Genomic DNA, 17,253 nt, shown 5'->3' on the forward strand with positions numbered 1-17,253 from the left:
CTGAAGCGAAATTTACAGAAGATTAATTTTTTCGACAATTGGTTTTTAGCCCAACAGTAGACTTTAATCTTAACTATTCTTTAACACGTAAAACTTGTTTAATTGGTCTATTTCAAATTATTAAATATTTGTTAATGGTCGAGTCCATTATGAAATCAACCTATTATTTATTTATACTCCCCTCGGATAGATAATCTCTGACGCATCTTTTGACAAACATAAAGAGCGTCTGGAGGGATTAATATGAATACTAAAATGTCAACGGGAGAAATCACTGAGGTTACTCCTGCACATGCATTTAAGCCCGTTGATGATATCAATAAAATTATTGAACAAATCGCTCCCTTTGCCACGCGTTTTAATGCGAATAAAGGCGAAGTCCTGCGCTATCATTCCGGTAAAAAAAGAACCTGTTACATACTTCATCAAGGTGGTGTCACGCTGAACCGACGAGGGGATGGTATGGTGCTTAACTCTGAACAAGCGACTTTCATTATGGGTATCAGTAATCAGTTCTCACAGACCGAAAACCTGTACGTCAGAGTGAATGAAAATGCTGTGATGAGCCGCCTTTCTCTGGAACGTTTCAATCTGCTGATCGAGAGTTTTGGACTGTGGGAGAGTTTGTGCAAGTTAGTGATTTACACCGCTTCTCGCGTTTACGAGCACTGCACATTGATATCACAGATGTCCTCATATGAGATAATACGGTTCCAGCTGCTTGAACTGATGAACGAATCGGAGCGTATTCGCAGCAATATTACCGCAGCAAATTACATCCAAAGCAGAACGTATCTTTCTCGTAGCGGCATAATGCGGATCCTTGCAGAACTTCGGGATACCGGATGCGTTGAACTTAAACGCGGTATTTTGATTTCTATCAATCACTTACCTTTGAAATACTGAACAAAACGGGCGCTTAGGGAGACTCGGCAGGATCCACGCTATACTGAATCCCATGACTACTGGAAGGTTTGACGGACAGGCGCGCGTATGCTCGATGACTTCTCCACAAAATGGGTATGTGATCCTTCATCAGCGACAACATTGCTGATCGATTATCTTCAACACGGTTCAGATTTGAAAAAAGTGCTTCCACGCCGTCGATTAAATTTTGTGGTTGGCAATGATCGTCTCTGTTATGTATTGCTCAAAGGACGTGTCATGATACACCGTAGCAACCACGATTTAGCGATGGCTACGGTTCAAGGGCCCGCGGTGATCGGCCTCAGCAATTTGTATCAGACCCAGATGCGCGGCTATATCAAGACATTCAATAACTGTGACATCGTCATCCTTAAAATGGATTTTGTTAATGAGACGGTTAAGCGTCATAACCTTTGGGAGCCCCTTGCATATCATCTGATGAGCCTGGCAGGTAAGCTCTTTCACAGTTATGAAGATTTAACGGGCCCTTCCGCTTATGATATTGTCATCGCCCAACTTTATGCGCTCTCAAACGAAGAACCCTCGTTCAGGCTCAGTGTTACTGCTGAAAGTTATATTAGAGATAAAACCCACCTGTCCCGGAGTGGCGTGATGCGTATACTGTCGGCATTAAAAGAAGGGGGCTATATCGACATGCAAAGAGGTGTGTTACTTAATATTATTAAGCTGCCTGAAAAATTTTGATAGAGCATTGCCAGGTTATACATAATCGTTTTCCAGGAAATCGCGAAGCTGGTTGGGTTGGCTCTTTTTCTCCATCAACCTTCTCAGCAATGCGATCAGCTCGTAATCGCTGCGCAGATTAAATTTTTGCATCATCATATATTTATGGGTAAAGACCGTTTTCTCGCTCATCTCCAGCGCGTGCGCGATCTGCACAACCGACAGCCCTCTGTAAAAATTCACCATAATGCGAATTTGTTGCCGGGATAAACCTTTATGCTGGCAGTCGAAACAGTTCCTTTTAGTCCACTTGTAACCCGGTAGTTGCGTCCTGAACCACGCGATAAACAGTTCACCACTGATACGATCAAGCGATGCACGGCGAGAGAGAAAAATGATGTCCTGAAAGCAGGAGGGCGACGCTGAAAATCGCAGCTCATCGTCGACGAAGCCTATCACAATCCCTTTTTTCCGGGCCAGTAACTCGGGAAAACAGGTCAGTGTTTCACCCTGACACAATGACAGAACAATAATATCAGCCTGACTGACGTTTTCATGGGTCAGGTCAAGATTAAAGGTGATGGCGCGATTAAAGTTTTGCTTAAAAAAATTCTCTAAAAAGTTCTGTAGCCCAGCCTGAAAAAACAGATCCGTTTCCTGAATCAGAATATTTAACATAGTTCATACCAACGTCTTTAAGAGATACGTATCACTGTCATTTAGTTGTACTGCATGGTCATCACAACAACGGCACTGATACTTCCGGGCGTAACACCGCCTGGAGCGGATTTGACCCAGGCCTGCATGGGCATCGTGGCAGTGCTGTCTGCCGCAATAGCCTTTGTGATACTGGAGCCCGTCCCTTTAAGCGAGCCGGTCGCGGCGTCACTCATCGCGACGGCAACGCCAGTGGCCGTTCCGCTGTTCATGTAGTAGTCCGCGCCTGCTGCGGGATCCGGGTTACCTGCGAACGTCACCGTGACGCTGCGGGTTCCCAGCGGACAGCTTGTAAAGAGCAGATTGAACGCAACCGGATCGGACGTGGATCCTGGCGTCGCCATATTGGAAGCCTGAATATTGCCGAGGTTAATATCCAGATTCGTATTCCCGCCATTAAATATGCAGGGCGATGCCACGATATTCCCCGTTACGCCGATATTGACCGCATCGCCGGAAAACACCTTCCAGCTCAACAGGGCAAGCAGGAGCGTTTTTTTGTGCGCTATTTTCATCTTCTCACCTGCTACTGGTAGGTTATATTAAGCGTGGCCGAGGCGTTGGCCGTTCCCGACTGAACGGTCCCCAGCGTTTGATAATAACGGGCCGTTAACGGGAGCGTTTCGACTCCACCCGCGGACTGTTTTAATAGCAGGCGACTGTTCATGGCCAGCGGCGTACCGTTATAGATGAGTTGAACGCCCACCCCTTTTGCCGTTCCTGGATTACCCTGCCCCGTCAGGGTCATCACGCTGGTATTGCCGCTATCCGGATTTTGAATGCCGCTCAACGTGACGTTTATATTGGTCCCGGCGCTGCAGTTTAATCCGAGGTTCTGCGTATTTTGCGCGCCTGCCGGCGACGTTCCCACACCGCCAATAAAGGAAGAGGCGGGTATATTTCCAATGGCGAAGGTTAATTGTGGCGTATTAATCGTACACGCCAGGGCATTGATCGTGCCGCTGGTCAACTGCGTTGTCAGGCCATCGCGATAAATAGCGTCGCTGCCCTGAAGGGTTACCACGCCGATGACGCCGGGCGTGAGCGCCCCGGATGAAACCGGCCCGGTCACCACCAGTTCAATTTTTCCGCCATACCAGTCGACGTAGGAGGTTTGCGCGTTGTATGAGAAGGTATTGCTCGGGTTATCAAAATAGTTGTTCGATGAAAATCGAATCCCAATCCCGCTGACGTTGGTATTGTAAACATGATTCCCATAGGTGCTGAGCGTGGCGCCGTTATACCGCATGCTAAAACCCAGCATTAATGGATTGCTGCAGCCGGTCAGATAGGACCCCGTATTTGACGCCGCACCGGAGAATATCACCGTTCCCACAGGCGCATCGCGCTGCACGTTGAGGGTGCCCACCGACAGCGAAGACGTTTGCGGCACGATCGTCGTGCACGTCCCGGCCCAGGCACCATTCCAGCCCGCCAATAAACAGAGCAACAGCAAAAATTTCATCGTTTTCATCTTAATGTTCCCGACGACAAAGGGCGTTAACGAGGGTGACGCCACCATAGGTGGCCTGTTTCGGCAGCGTGAAATCCGCGCGACACTGCTGGCCGGACTGATTTCCCCACGCCACGATCAGCGTCCCCTGCTCGCTCATGCCGGTTAAATAGACTTGTCCGCGATCGCCGACGATAAAACTACTGTGACCGTCTCCGGCGAGCGTCACCATCGCCCCAAATGGAACGAATCGACCGTCGTCCATCAGGGTCATCAGCACCTTGCGCCCCACTTTAGAGAGATAATCTGCCCTGACCACCGCGCCTCGCGTTGGCGTGACCGTGCGCGTATTGATCTCCAGTTCCACGTCGTCAGGCATATTTTCCGGATCGAGCGTAAGGTCGTTTTTGCGGTACACGGAGAGGTTGCTCACCACCGTATAGCCCCGGTGGTCCGTTCGCATACCGGACTGGTTTCGAATATCCACCCCGTGGGCGCCAGGTGCCTTAATCAGGGCATTGGTTTCCCCCAGCGGCTGGGAAAAGGTGATGCCGTCCGCGTGGACCAGGATGCCCCCCTGCAGGCCGTAGTTCAGACGCTCGCTGTTCCTGTCGTAGCCATAGCCCGCCGTCACTTCGCCGTAGGTCCCTTTGTAATCCCCGTTCATGTTGCCGGTATATCCCACGCCGTCCGTGCCGTAGCCCTGCTGCACGTTCCAGTTAAGGGCGTTGTTTTCCAGGGCCACGCCGTTCATGCCCAGGCTGTGCGTAGTGCCGTTATTCTTGCTGGCGTTCATGCCATAGTTCGCCCACGTCTGCGGGAGGAATTTCTCCAGCGGCACGCTGACGTTAAACGCCAGAAGCTGGTCGTGGTCGTACGTTTTACTGCTCCCGGTGCCATAAGAGGCTGCGCTGGCGTTTTTGCTGTATGTCCAGGTCACGCCATAGCTGATGTTATGCCAGTAGTTGTTATACCCGACGCTCCAGGACGCCATTGATTTGCCCGAATTCCAGTAGTCTTCCCGCGCGGCGCTGAGGGTCAGGGACCCCAAATCCCCGCCCAGCGTCTGGCTCATGGTCAATTCGGCGCGGTTACGCCGCCTGTCCTGCAGCGCGGTACTGTCTCCCCAGGAGTCCAGCACTTCCTGCATTCCGTAGTAGCCGCTGGTCGAATAGCGATACCCCGCAATCGAAAAGTTTGTTCCGGTATCAATAAAGTTCTTGCTGTACCGCGCGCGCCAGGACTGGCCGCTGGTTTTGGCCGTGTTATCCGGCGTAGACCAGGCCTGGGTTACGTCGGTGGAGATCGCACCAAAATCCCCCATGTTTTTACCCACACCAACGGCGAGCGACCGGTACTTGCCCGATCCCTGCACGCCGCCGTATAACGTCAGACCCTGCAGGAGACCATAAATCCCGGTCAGTTGCCCGAAAGGCGTCTTTTCCACGCTGCTGTTATAGGCGCGATACTGGCCGCCCGTGATGGCATATTTCAGACGCCCTTCGCGTTGCAGCACCGGCAGAGAGGCGTAAGGCAGGGTGAAATGCTGTTCGCTCCCATCCGCTTCTTTGATTGTCACATCCAGATCCCCGGCACCGCCCGTCGGGTACATGTCTGTTATCTCGAACGCCCCAGGGGCGACGTAGCTCTGGTAGATCTGATAGCCATTCTGGCGCACCACCACTTGCGCATTCGTGCGCGCAATACCGCGAACCACGGGCGCGTAGCCTTTCAGGGAATCCGGCAGCATGTCATCGTCGGACGCCAGCTGGCCGCCGCGAAAAGGGATACTGTCAAATACGTCAGCCGGGGAAGAGCTGTCGCCGAGCGTCAGCTGCGCTTTCAGGGGAATAACGGCCCGCTGCGCATAGGTGTAAACGGTGTCCCATTTATCCTGACCCGACGCATCCCGGGACCAGGTGGTGTAGTTGCGCAGGCGCCAGGGCCCAATGTTGATCCCCGGACGCAGGTTGGCATACTGGCTGTCCGTTCTGCTAGCCCCTCCGGTCTTCGCCCAGGAGTTGGCCCCGCTCAGGCTGTAATTGAGCATGGCGGCATTGATGCCCTCGTCCCACATTTCTGGTGGCCCATAGCCACGCGCCGGTATATCAATAGCCGCCTGCGGAATACTGATAACCAGACGCTGCGCGTTGAACTGGAAATCCGTCGAGGCCAGTGGAATAGCCTTAAGATCGGCACAGTCGCTTTTCTCTGAGACTAGCTTTGGAAAGAGCGCTGTCTTAACGCCCCACTGTTTTAATTGTTCAATGCTCAGGCATGGCTGTAATACGTTATTTCCATCAGGCGTTTTTGCTGCGGCGAAGGTAATATCCCGGGTCTCCATGAGCTGATCGTCAAGAATAATATCAACATGGTACGTCCCCGGTGCCTGAGAGCCTGATTCAAATGCGGATAAATCGGCTTTCCCCATCCCTGGGTTGTCCAGCTCGACCAGTTCGGTATTAAACGTTTCGCTGGCATAAAGCGTGGGAGAAGACCCCGTCATTGCCAGGGCGATGAGTGTCGCCAGGCGTCGAGGACGTACTTTATATTGCTGTATTTTCATTGCTGATAACCTGAGTAATGCGGGTATTACCGTTTGTCAAAATCACAAACTGGCTTGATGCAACGCGCCGGGGCTTCCATAATCGTTGATAACTTTAAACGTCAACGTATTTCCGCTGGTTCCATGAGATAATGGGAACCGGGCCGACGCGCCAGGTAATACATACGAAACATCATCCAGCCTTTTTCCGCCCACAGATATTTCATTAAAATTGATGACATAAGGTGTCGGATTCGTAACCTGAATTTCATTCCCGTTGCGTTGCCACGTTAATTTTCCGGCCTGATCTTCAGGCGTTGACGCGTGAAGATTAGCCGGGCGATAAATCAACTTGATACGCGTTTTCACCGCAATTTGCAGTGCGTTAGCCTGTTTCGTTGCAGAAGGAATGGCTTTTATATTGAGCCAGAATAAACTTTCTTGTTCCTGAGAGAGTGAACCTGTCATAACAATGCGTTCGATATTTTTCTGGCCGCCATCCAGTCGATAAAGCGGAGGCGTAATGATAAAAGGCGCTTTATCTGTTTTTCCCTCCGGCGCATCAATCCACGACTGAATTAAAAAGGGCGCGCTATCGGCATTGTCTACGCTAATGGTTGCTTCTTTTTTTGCACCGTCGAAAATAACACGGGTGCCGCCAATAATGACCCCGGCATTGGCGATTGAAAATGTCAGCGGTAACGCTGCTGCGGCCAGACCGATTGTTGTGATAAAACGCATTGAATACCTCATAAAACAAAGGGGCCGGGTGGCCCCATACTGATTACTGCAAAAGACTTAGTTATAAATTACAGAGAAGTTAGCAACCGAGTTAGCCGGGCCCGAGGTCACTGATGCCGCAGTCGAAATATACTGGGCATAGAAGTTGAGCGTATTATCAGCGGTGCTGCTCAGCGCATAGGTATAGCTGTTGCTACCATGCAGCGGCAGATCGGCCTTATCCGCCGTCATCAGGTTGATGGCCACGCCCGTTGCTGCTCCCACAACGGAGGAATCAATCGCCAGCAGGCTTGCGTTGGTTAAATCTGGCGTGCCGTCAAAACGCACCTTCGCGGAGGTAACGGTCACCGGGCAGTTTTTCAGTACGATATTGAACTGCGTCGCTGCGGTTCGGGAACCCGTTGTCGGGAATTCCGTTTTGTAATAATCGCCGAGGACCACAACCTGATTCTGGGATGCCACATCCACATCGCAGGCATTATCCAAAATATTACCGTTAAAATTAACCGTACCTGCCGCCGCGAAAGCCTGAGTCATTGTCAATGCAGAGCCAGCCGCAAACATGGCAACAATAATTTTCTTTTTCATAAAGCCATTTCCTGTATTACTTTATTTATTACTGATATTCAGGCAAAACAGACGTTCCTCATTCTGCCATTCTTTTTTAGAGGCCATCAGAAACAAAATATCACTCTCATCGTGTCGAGCGTTTCAGATGGGTGTTTCTGTCGACGAGTCAAAATTTATACAACTCTTTTGTGCGAGACAATCCATTTTCAGGTCTAGCTGTAGACTGGGGTTTAACAAAAAATAAACATTTGAATCGTTCACTTTATCGCCAGTCTACTTTTAGACTTTCACCGTTTAACGATAAAATTCATAGCGTTAAGATGCTCAACCCTTCCGGTCTATTATTAGACTTCCGAGTATTATTCCCTGCTTCGCTGCTTTTTAAGATAATTCTCCACGCTGATTGAAAAACGATCGCATCTGTTGAAGTGAGGTATATTATGAACACGCGAATTGCAGCCGTATTAGACAATGAGAAATCGTCAGTGTTGGGATTAAAACCCCTAAGGCACATTGAGCGTTTAATTGATAATGTCCTTCCTGGCGCAGAGAAAATCATTCTTTCGAAAAGCGAAGTCGTACAATATTACCGAAATGACGAACGCCAATGTTTTATGCTGTTACACGGCAGCGTGGCGCTGCACCGCCGCGGCGACGGCATTGTGTTAAATTCAGAATCAGCGCCTTTTATACTGGGTGTCAGCAGTCAGTTTTCATCGGAACATCTTTACGTCAGGGCCCTGGAGACATCCGAATTAGCAAGCGTACCGCTGGAAACGTTTAACAACGTGGTTGCACAGCACGATCTCTGGGAACACTTTTCTAAATTGCTGATCTACACGGCATCGCGGGTGTACGAGCACTGCGCGCAAATATCACAGATGTCCGCCTACGATATCATCCGCTTTCAGCTGGTTGAATTAATGCAGGAGCCTGAGGCAATTCGACAAAACATCACCGCAGCGGCTTACATTAAAAGCCGTACCTACCTTTCCCGCAGCGGAATTATGCGGATTCTGGCAGAACTGCGTACGGGGAAATACATCACCATGGACCGTGGCGTGCTGATAGAAGTTAACCATTTACCCCGGAAGTACTGAAAGCACAATAATATCTGGAGATAGCGCGAGAGAAGAGCGAAACTATAAGCATAAGATTATCTTCCAGGTTTACGGCTATGTCCTCTACAGATAAATCGTCTCGCGGCTCCCCTTACGCCCAGGAACTGATCGCGCATCTGAAGCCTTATTGCACCGTGCGTCGAACGGGCCGCGGTGAACGACTTAACCTTGAGGTTAACGGTCAGGGGCTCTGTTATTTAATCCTGGAGGGGACGATTGCCATCTACCGCAGCAGCGATAGCATGATGCTTTCTACCGCCCGCAGCCCTGCCCTGTTTGGTCTTGCTAACCTGACGGACATCTATTTCAATGATTACCTCGTCACGGTAAGCCCTTGCCTGATTGGCAGTATCCCTACTGAACAGGTGGCTGACATTATCAAAGAAAAAGGGCTATGGGGGCTGCTCTCGAAACAACTGATGTTTGTCTATAGCCGGCTTTATAACAACGTGATGCCGCAGGGCGCACCGACGGCGTATGAGATGATTCGCCAGCAGCTGATAAAGCTGATGGAGGAAGATGAAAGTTATCGCAGCAGCGTAACGGCGGAAAGGTATATTCGGGAGAAAACCCAGCTCTCCCGCAGCGGCGTAATGCGCATTCTGGCGGATTTAAAAACCGGCGGATTTATCGAAATGGAAGAAGGCAGGCTTATTAAAATCAACAAGCTCCCCGCTAAATACTGAATGTCAGACACAAAAAAGGCCGCACTCGCGGCCTGTTCAACAACACTCACTCAATGGACGTGAACGCCCAACCGCCAGGCAAAGTAGATCTCTTCTTTCAGTTCATTCGAAGAGAGCGCCAGCAGATCCGTGAACTCCAGCTCAAGCTGTTTCAGCTTTTTCAGGTACTGCGCCGGAGACAGGTTGCTCTTATCGCGACGTAAATATTCAATTGCCAGCTGTGTTGGGGTTATTTCAGTATCCATGATGTCCTCGCTTATGTACAAATCCTGACCAGTATATCACAACACACTGGCTAGTTTTTGACCAAAGGCAATTCATCTGAAAACTTTACACGACCGCCGTCGTCAGACGCGACGAGCAGCACAGGCGATCCTGCTCGTCGAGAATATCAATCTGCCACACCTGGTGGCGGCTGCCAGCGTGCAGCGCGCGACAGATACCGCGCACGCGCCCGCTGCGCACCGAGCGAATGTGGTTGGCATTCACCTCAAGCCCGACCACCTTCTGTTCGCCTTCGGTGCAAAGATATCCCGCGACGGAGCCCAGGGTTTCCGCCAGTACGACGGAAGCCCCGCCGTGCAACAGGCCAAACGGCTGATGGGTGCGACTATCGACAGGCATCGTCGCCTCCAGATCGTCTTCCCCAATGCGGGTGAACTGGATATCCAGCAGCCCCACCATATTCCCCTCGCCCATGGCGTTTAGCGCCTGCAGCGTGACGGCACGTTTCCAGATCATCCAATTATCTCCAGTAAAGCCTGTAATGGGTGGCGTACGCCGTTACCCTCAACCCGTTTCACCTGGCTGCGGCAGGAGTAGCCCGTCGCCAGGCAGCGGTTTCTTGGCAATCGCTGCATCGCCTGATGCCACGACAGCTCATAGATGCCGAGCGAGTTGGCGTGGTTTTTCACCTCGTGGCCGTAGGTGCCCGCCATACCGCAGCAGCCCACGCTGACGCTCTCCAGCTTCGCGCCGAAACGCGCAAAAATAGACGCCCATTGCGCCGGGGCGCCGGGCAGCGCCGTCACTTCCGTACAGTGTCCGAACAGATACCACGGTTCACCGCCAGCCTCCTGAATGGCCTTCTCTTCCAGGGCTGCCGGCAGCCACTCGTGCACCAGCATGACGTGGAAATCGCCGCGCTTATCACCCAGCGTCTGCTTGTATTCATCGCGATAGCAAAGCACCAGCGCCGGATCGACGCCGACCATCGGCATCCCAAGTTCGGCGATCCGGTTGAGAAAATCAGCGGTTTTTTGCGCCGTTTTCGCAAAGCGGTTCAGGAAGCCTTTAATGTGCTGCGCCTTGCCGTTTGGCGAGAACGGCAGCACTACAGGCTGATAGCCCAGTTTTTCAACCAGGCGGATGAAGTCAGCGACCACCTGCGCGTCGTAGTAGCTGGTGAACGGATCCTGGACCACCAGCACCACCTTCGCTTTTTGCTCAGGAGTAAGCGCTTCGAGCTGTTCCAGGGTCATGTTCGCCGAGCGGTGGCCGACGAGCTGGCGCTGCAGCGACGGCACCGACAACAACGGCAGATCGACCATGCCGATATGCTTTTCGGAAAGCTTGCGCACCAGCGGCTGATTGATAAAGAAGTTAAAGGTCTTCGGCGCGCGCGCCATCAGTGGCGCGTAGCTTTCCACCGTCGCCACCAGATGATCGCGCACCGGGCGCAGATAGCGGGTGTGGTAGAGCTGCAGGAAGCGCGAGCGGAATTCCGGCACGTCGATTTTAATCGGGCACTGGGTAGAGCAGGCTTTACAGGCCAGACAGCCGGACATCGCCTCTTTCACCTCATGGGAGAAATCATACTCGCCCTTATTGGCATGCCAGCTGTTGCGGGTGCGCTCAATCAGCGAGCGCAGGCTGGCCCGTTTTTCCGGCAGCTCCTGCTCCAGCTTCAGGGGATCGACGCCACGGTCCGCCAGCAGACGCAGCCACTCGCGCACCAGCGTCGCACGCCCTTTCGGCGAGTGAATGCGGTTGCTGGTGATTTTCATTGACGGGCACATCGGGCTTTTCACGTCAAAGTTAAAGCACAGGCCGTTGCCGTTACACTCCATCGCGCCGCGCCAGGACGAGCGCACCGCAATCGGGATCTGTCTGTCATACGTACCGCGCTTAACGGCATCCACCTGGAGCATCGGCGCGTCCACCCCTTCAGGCGGGCAGATTTTCCCCGGATTGAGGCGGTTATCCGGGTCGAACGCCGCTTTGACCTTGCGCAGCTCCGCGTAAAGCTGCTCCCCGAAGAACGCCGGGCTGTATTCCGCGCGGAACCCTTTCCCGTGCTCCCCCCACAGCAGACCGCCGTATTTGGCGGTCAAGGCAACGACGTCGTCGGAGATCTGCTTCATCAGGATCTCCTGCTGCGGGTCGCACATGTCCAGCGCCGGACGCACGTGAAGCACCCCGGCATCCACGTGGCCGAACATGCCATAGCTCAGGCCGTGGCTATCCAGCAGGGCGCGAAACTCCACGATATAATCCGCCAGATGCTCGGGCGGCACGCAGGTGTCTTCGGCAAACGGAATCGGCTTCGCCGCCCCTTTCGCATTGCCAAGCAGGCCCACGGCTTTTTTACGCATGGCGTAAATACGCTCGATACCGGCCAGATCGTGACAAAGCTGCCAGCCAATCACGCCGCCTTCGCCATGAGCAATCAGCTCATCCAGGCGCTGGCAGAGCGTCGTCACCTGGCTTTCAATCAGCTCCGCGTCATCACCGGCAAATTCCACGATGTTGAGGCCAAGCATCTCTTTGTCCGGCACGTCGGTAATCAGCTCGCGCACGGAGTGCCAGACGATATCTTCCCGCGCCAGATTCAGCACCTTAGAGTCGACGGTTTCCACCGACAGCGCCTGCGCTTCCACCATAAACGGCGCATTGCGCAGCGCGGAATCGAAGGAGTCATATTTGACGTTCACCAGGCGACGCACCTTCGGCAGGCGGGTGATATCCAGCCGCGCCTCGGTAATAAACGCCAGCGTTCCTTCGGACCCGGTCAGCACGCGGGTTAAATCAAACTGCGTCAGGTCGTCGTTAAACACGTGGCGCAGGTCGTAGCCCGTTAAGAAGCGGTTCAGTTTGGGGAATTTGTCGAGAATAAGCTGGCGGTTGTCGCGGCAGCGCTCCAGCACGGTGCGGTAGATGCGCCCGCTGGCGGTGTTATCTTTACCCAGCGTTTCCGCCAGTTCGACCGGCATCGGCTGGGTATCAAGGATATCGCCGCCTAACAATACTGCCCGCACGCCCAGCACGTGATCGGAGGTTTTACCGTAGACCAGCGACCCCTGCCCGGAGGCATCGGTGTTGATCATCCCCCCGATGGTTGCTCGGTTGCTGGTGGAGAGTTCAGGGGCAAAAAAGTAGCCGTAAGGCTTGAGGTACTGATTAAGCTGATCTTTGATAACGCCCGCCTCAACCCGCACCCATCCCTCTTCGGGGTTGATCTCAATGATGCGGTTCATATAGCGCGACATATCAATAATGATGCCCTGGTTCAGCGCCTGACCGTTGGTTCCGGTGCCACCGCCGCGCGGCGTGAAGACCAGAGAGGCAAACCGCTCCTGCGTTGCCAGCCGGGCGATAAGCGCCACGTCGGCCGTGGAACGAGGGAAAACGACCGCATCGGGAAGAAGCTGGTAGATACTGTTATCGGTTGCCATCGTCAGCCTGTCGGCATAGTTCGTGGCGGTATCACCTGTAAAACCCTGTTGCTCCAGTGCCTGCAAAAAATTAAGCACCAGCTGAACGACGCCAGGTGCCTGAGAAATCTGTGGGATCATTACTGTCGACCCTAATTAGAGTTGTGGGAATCGTTTGCGTGTATCTTAAAAGTTTTATCACATTTTTTTCTTATAATCTCTGCTGAATTACAGGCAGAATTCGCCTGTCAAAAACCGCTGCGATCGCTAATGATAAGAGAGACGCGGTTTTCCATTCCCGCCAGTGGTACTGGCGTTCTTTTAAGGAAAGTTTCATTTATGGTCAATCTTCGCCAGCCCAGGGATGTTGCGCAAATTCTGCTGTCGGTGCTGTTCCTGGCCCTCATGATTATTGCGTGTCTGTGGATTGTTCAACCCTTTATTCTCGGCTTTGCCTGGGCTGCGACCGTTGTCGTCGCCACGTGGCCTTTGCTGCTGCGCTTGCAGAAACTGCTGTTTGGCCGCCGCGGGCTGGCCGTGCTGGTGATGACGCTGCTGCTGTTCCTGCTGTTTATTATTCCAGTTGCGCTGCTGGTAAACAGCCTTGTCGACTCCAGCGGCCCGGTGATCCGCGCCGTGACAAGCGGCGACCTGACTCTGCCGGACCTCGGCTGGCTGAACAGCATTCCGGTCGTGGGCGCTAAGCTTTACAGCGGCTGGCATAGCCTGCTGGAGATGGGCGGCAGCGCGCTGATGGCGAAAGTGCGTCCGTATATTGGCACCACCACCACCTGGTTTGTCGGTCAGGCCGCACATATCGGCCGCTTTATGATGCACTGTACCCTGATGCTGGTCTTCAGCGCCCTGCTTTACTGGCGCGGTGAGCAGGTGGCTTTAGGCGTTCGTCACTTTGCCACCCGCCTGGCGGGAAAACGGGGTGACGCCGCGGTGCTGCTGGCCGCGCAGGCCGTGCGCGCGGTCGCCCTGGGCGTCGTGGTGACGGCGCTGGTGCAGGCGGTGCTGGGCGGTATCGGCCTGGCGATTTCCGGCGTACCGTACGCCACCGTCTTTACCGTAGTCATGCTGATGACCTGCCTTGCGCAACTGGGGCCGCTGCTGGTGCTGGTTCCGAGCATTATCTGGCTTTACTGGACGGGTGATACCACGTGGGGAACGGTTCTGCTGGTCTGGAGCTGCGTGGTTGGCACCATGGATAACGTGATTCGCCCCATCCTCATCCGCATGGGCGCAGACCTGCCGCTGATCCTGATCCTCTCCGGGGTTATCGGCGGGTTGATTGCTTTCGGGATGATCGGTCTGTTCATTGGCCCGGTGCTGCTCGCCGTTACCTGGCGTCTGTTCTCCGCCTGGGTTCATGAAGTGCCGCCGCCTGGAACCGACCCGGACGTGATTCTGAGCGAGCTGGACGAGCTGGAAGAAAAGAATACCCATTAAGTCTTGTTGCCGGGTGGCGCTTACGCTTACCCGGCCTACATTATCCCGCACAATACTTTAACACTGCTAAAGTATTTATTCGTTGCACACTGGTCAGATCCGCCATTTCAGCACTAAGTCCGCTATTATTCTCAAGAAATCTTTACGTCTCTTTAACTATTGAGACGAATCCGATCGACGCTGAAAGATGACATGCCTACTATTAGCTCAAGGTTATAAATCAACACCTTGATTTATAAGCATGGAAATCCCCTGAGTGAAACAACGAATTGCTGTGTGTAGTCTTTGCCCATCTCCCACGATGGGCTTTTTTTTATCCTGACTACGCGCGCTTAACCTCACAGGTACTGAGCATCCGCCACTCTGCTGGCAGCACCCGCGTTTCCCCCGTCACATTGACCGTCACCGCCTGGCGGATATCCGCCGACGATGCGCCAATCTGCAGTTCAAACTCGCCCGGCTCAACGACGCGCTTGCCGTCACGGCGGGTGAAGTTGAACATCTCAACCGGCAGCGTGAAGGTGAGCGTGGCGGTTTCACCCGGCGAGAGCGTGACGCGCTGGAAGGCCTTAAGCTCCTGTAGCGGGCGCACCTGGGTGGCGACCTTGTCCCGCACGTAGACCTGCACCACCTCGCTGCCGCTGCGCTCGCCGGTATTGGTGATATCCACGCTCAGCGTCACCTCACCGTCGACCGGCACGCTGCTTTCAGCGACGCGGGAAGTGCCCCAGCTAAACTGCGTCCAGCCGAGGCCGAAACCAAACGGGTAACGCGCACCGAAATGGAACGCGAACGGCGTGCCGCCGCTTTTCAGCTTGTGGTTATAGTAGAACGGCATCGCCCCGGCGCTTTTCGGCACGCTGACCACCAGCCGGCCCTGCGGCTCCGCGCGACCGCTTAACACATCGGCAATCGCCCAGCCCCCTTCCTGTCCCGGCGCCCAGGCCATCATCAGCGCGGCAATCTTCTCCTCCAGCCCCTGAAGGTTGTACGGACGCCCGCCGGTCATCACGACGATCACCGGTTTGCCCGTCGCCACCAGCGCCTCCAGCAGCTGTTGTTGCACGCCCGGCAGATTCAGAGAGTCGGTATCGGAGCCTTCCCCTACCGTGCCGCTCTGGAACAGCCCGGCGAGATCGCCCACGCAGGCCACCACCACGTCACTCTCATGTGCGGCGCTGACCGCCTCGGGGATAAGTGCGGTACTTTGCGACACCGGAGACTGCTGCATTTGCTTGCCGCCGCTGTCGCCCGGGAAGACCGGCGCGCCCGCCATCCGTTTTTCGATAATGTGGCACCCTTTCGCGTAGCGCACGTTCGATGCACCCAGGTACTGCTCCAGCGCCGCGCGCGGCGTCGTCACCTGCGAGGTCTCCTCAACCATATCGCTGATGATCAGATGGACCGGGAAGCTATACCCGCTGAGTAACGCCAGCGGATCGTCTGCCGTCGGCCCCACCACCGCCACGCGGGGTTTACCGTTCAGCGGCAGAATGCCGTTGTTTTCCAGCAGCGTGACCGATTTTGCCGCCACCTCCCGCGCCACCTGGCGGGTCATCTCATTTTGCAGATCGATGCCGTTTTCATCGGCATACGGGTTCTCAAACAGGCCGAGACGGAATTTTTCGGTCAGCGTACGCGCCACGATCTCATCGACTTTCGCCATAGAGATCAGCCCGCGCTCTACCGCTTCCGCCAGATGGCGAGCGCAGTCATCTTTCGGCAGCTCGACGTCGAGCCCGGCGTTAAACGCCAGCGCGGCGGACTCCGCTGCGTCGTGGGAAATCCCGTGGTGCTGGTGCAGCAGGCTGACGCCGCCGTAGTCCGCCACAATAATGCCGTCGAAGCCCCACTGTTCGCGCAGGACGGTGGTCAACAGGAAGCTGTCGCTGTGCCCCGGCTGGTTATCAATGTCGTGGTAGGCGGGCATGACCGAACCGGCATTTGCCAGCTTGACCGCCATTTCAAACGGCAGCAGGAAGGTGTCGTTCAGCTCGCTAAAGCCAAGATGCACCGGGGCGTGGTTGCGCGCCCCTTCGCTGAACGAGTGGCCCACGTAATGTTTGAGCGTCGCCAGCAGATCGCGCTTGTCGCCCTGTAACCCTTTCACCCAGGCGGTTGCCATCACGCCCACCAGCCAGGGATCTTCCCCGAAGGTCTCTTCGGTTCGCCCCCAGCGGACGTCGCGGGAAACGTCCAGCACCGGGGCCAGCCCCTGCTGGCAACCGACGGAACGCGCCTCTTTACCGATCTGCTCTGCCGCGCGCTGCACCAGCTCCGGGTCCCAGGTCGAGCCGTAGTTGAGCGAGGACGGGAACAGGGTGGCGTCTTTGCACAGCAGCCCCACCAGGCACTCCTCGTGGAACAACGCCGGAATGCCAAGCCGCGTCTCTTCCATCATCATGCGCTGCAGGCGGTTAGCCGCGCGCACCCCGGTTTTCGCGTCAACGATGTGGGTGCCGAGCGGACGGGTGATCTGCCCGACGCCCAGTTTTAGCCGTTCGCTCAGCGCCGCCTGCTCGCTGACGCCGGCGAATTCGTCGCTCAAATCGCTGCGCTCCCGGTGGTTGCCGTTTTCATCAAGGATCAGCCAGTAGGCGTGCATCTGGGCGAACTTCTCTTCGGGGGTCATGCGCGCCAGTAAATCAGCGACGCGCTCGTGCACGGGACGTCCCGCGTCCTTATAGATAGCAGTCATATT

The 17,253-nt window shown here is 54.5% G+C and carries 15 protein-coding genes and 1 other RNA gene; 6 read left to right on the forward strand and 10 right to left on the reverse strand.

Annotated elements, in window-relative coordinates:
* The first annotated feature begins 243 nt into the window (after positions 1-243).
* Positions 244-906, forward strand: a complete 663-nt coding sequence (locus IM265_RS00005) for a winged helix-turn-helix transcriptional regulator (RefSeq protein ID WP_047368376.1) — start codon at positions 244-246, stop codon at positions 904-906.
* Positions 907-993: 87 nt separating this feature from the next.
* Positions 994-1,632, forward strand: coding sequence for a helix-turn-helix domain-containing protein (locus tag IM265_RS00010; RefSeq protein WP_080461416.1), 639 nt, complete (start codon positions 994-996; stop codon positions 1,630-1,632).
* Positions 1,633-1,647: 15 nt separating this feature from the next.
* On the opposite strand, the gene IM265_RS00015 is transcribed toward IM265_RS00010, so the two are convergent.
* From IM265_RS00015 to IM265_RS00040, 6 genes are read right to left on the reverse strand one after another with little or no spacing between them, the layout of a single operon-like run.
* Positions 1,648-2,289: a LuxR C-terminal-related transcriptional regulator gene (locus tag IM265_RS00015; RefSeq protein ID WP_063942598.1), complete on the reverse strand. Its 642-nt coding sequence runs from the start codon at positions 2,287-2,289 to the stop codon at positions 1,648-1,650.
* A gap of 41 nt (positions 2,290-2,330) precedes the next feature.
* Complete coding sequence (locus tag IM265_RS00020; protein ID WP_048960400.1) at positions 2,331-2,843, reverse strand: fimbrial protein; 513 nt, start codon at positions 2,841-2,843, stop codon at positions 2,331-2,333.
* Between the two features lie 11 nt (positions 2,844-2,854).
* A complete protein-coding gene (locus IM265_RS00025; RefSeq protein WP_193031210.1) occupies positions 2,855-3,802 on the reverse strand; it encodes a fimbrial protein in 948 nt (315 codons plus the stop codon).
* A 1-nt stretch (position 3,803) separates the two neighbouring features.
* The gene (locus tag IM265_RS00030; protein ID WP_193031208.1) at positions 3,804-6,347 is read right to left on the reverse strand and encodes a fimbria/pilus outer membrane usher protein; all 2,544 of its coding nucleotides are present in this window, start codon (positions 6,345-6,347) and stop codon (positions 3,804-3,806) included.
* A gap of 42 nt (positions 6,348-6,389) precedes the next feature.
* A complete protein-coding gene (locus IM265_RS00035) occupies positions 6,390-7,067 on the reverse strand; it encodes a molecular chaperone (protein ID WP_048960405.1) in 678 nt (225 codons plus the stop codon).
* A 57-nt stretch (positions 7,068-7,124) separates the two neighbouring features.
* A complete protein-coding gene (locus IM265_RS00040) occupies positions 7,125-7,655 on the reverse strand; it encodes a fimbrial protein (protein ID WP_193031207.1) in 531 nt (176 codons plus the stop codon).
* A gap of 422 nt (positions 7,656-8,077) precedes the next feature.
* Here IM265_RS00040 and IM265_RS00045 point away from each other — a divergent pair, with 422 nt between their 5' ends.
* Both IM265_RS00045 and IM265_RS00050 read left to right on the forward strand, forming a co-directional pair.
* The gene (locus IM265_RS00045; RefSeq protein ID WP_063942603.1) at positions 8,078-8,737 is read left to right on the forward strand and encodes a winged helix-turn-helix transcriptional regulator; all 660 of its coding nucleotides are present in this window, start codon (positions 8,078-8,080) and stop codon (positions 8,735-8,737) included.
* A gap of 77 nt (positions 8,738-8,814) precedes the next feature.
* A complete protein-coding gene (locus IM265_RS00050; protein ID WP_126300201.1) occupies positions 8,815-9,444 on the forward strand; it encodes a helix-turn-helix domain-containing protein in 630 nt (209 codons plus the stop codon).
* A gap of 50 nt (positions 9,445-9,494) precedes the next feature.
* On the opposite strand, the gene IM265_RS00055 is transcribed toward IM265_RS00050, so the two are convergent.
* From IM265_RS00055 to IM265_RS00065, 3 genes are all read right to left on the reverse strand, one after another.
* Positions 9,495-9,689: a YdiH family protein gene (locus IM265_RS00055; protein ID WP_003857766.1), complete on the reverse strand. Its 195-nt coding sequence runs from the start codon at positions 9,687-9,689 to the stop codon at positions 9,495-9,497.
* An 85-nt stretch (positions 9,690-9,774) separates the two neighbouring features.
* Positions 9,775-10,185: a 1,4-dihydroxy-2-naphthoyl-CoA hydrolase gene (menI, locus tag IM265_RS00060; protein ID WP_028012841.1), complete on the reverse strand. Its 411-nt coding sequence runs from the start codon at positions 10,183-10,185 to the stop codon at positions 9,775-9,777.
* Entirely contained in the window at positions 10,182-13,238 is a 3,057-nt protein-coding gene (locus IM265_RS00065; RefSeq protein WP_126345705.1) for an FAD-binding and (Fe-S)-binding domain-containing protein, read from the reverse strand. The genes menI and IM265_RS00065 overlap by 4 nt, the downstream gene beginning before the upstream one ends.
* A 198-nt stretch (positions 13,239-13,436) precedes the next feature.
* On the opposite strand from IM265_RS00065, the gene ydiK reads away from it, so the two are divergent.
* Together ydiK and rprA are read left to right on the forward strand one after the other, a co-directional pair.
* Entirely contained in the window at positions 13,437-14,552 is a 1,116-nt protein-coding gene (ydiK, locus tag IM265_RS00070) for an AI-2E family transporter YdiK (RefSeq protein ID WP_100170429.1), read from the forward strand.
* A 209-nt stretch (positions 14,553-14,761) separates the two neighbouring features.
* Positions 14,762-14,869, forward strand: an RNA gene (gene rprA / locus IM265_RS00075) — antisense sRNA RprA.
* Between the two features lie 5 nt (positions 14,870-14,874).
* Here rprA and IM265_RS00080 read toward each other — a convergent pair.
* Positions 14,875-17,250 (reverse strand): glycoside hydrolase family 3 N-terminal domain-containing protein, encoded by a 2,376-nt coding sequence (locus IM265_RS00080; protein ID WP_193031205.1) that lies wholly within the window; start codon positions 17,248-17,250, stop codon positions 14,875-14,877.
* Between the last annotated feature and the right edge of the window lie 3 nt (positions 17,251-17,253).

Source organism: Enterobacter cloacae complex sp. P17RS (assembly GCF_014895885.1).
In the GTDB taxonomy this organism is placed as follows: Bacteria; Pseudomonadota; Gammaproteobacteria; order Enterobacterales; family Enterobacteriaceae; genus Enterobacter; species Enterobacter bugandensis.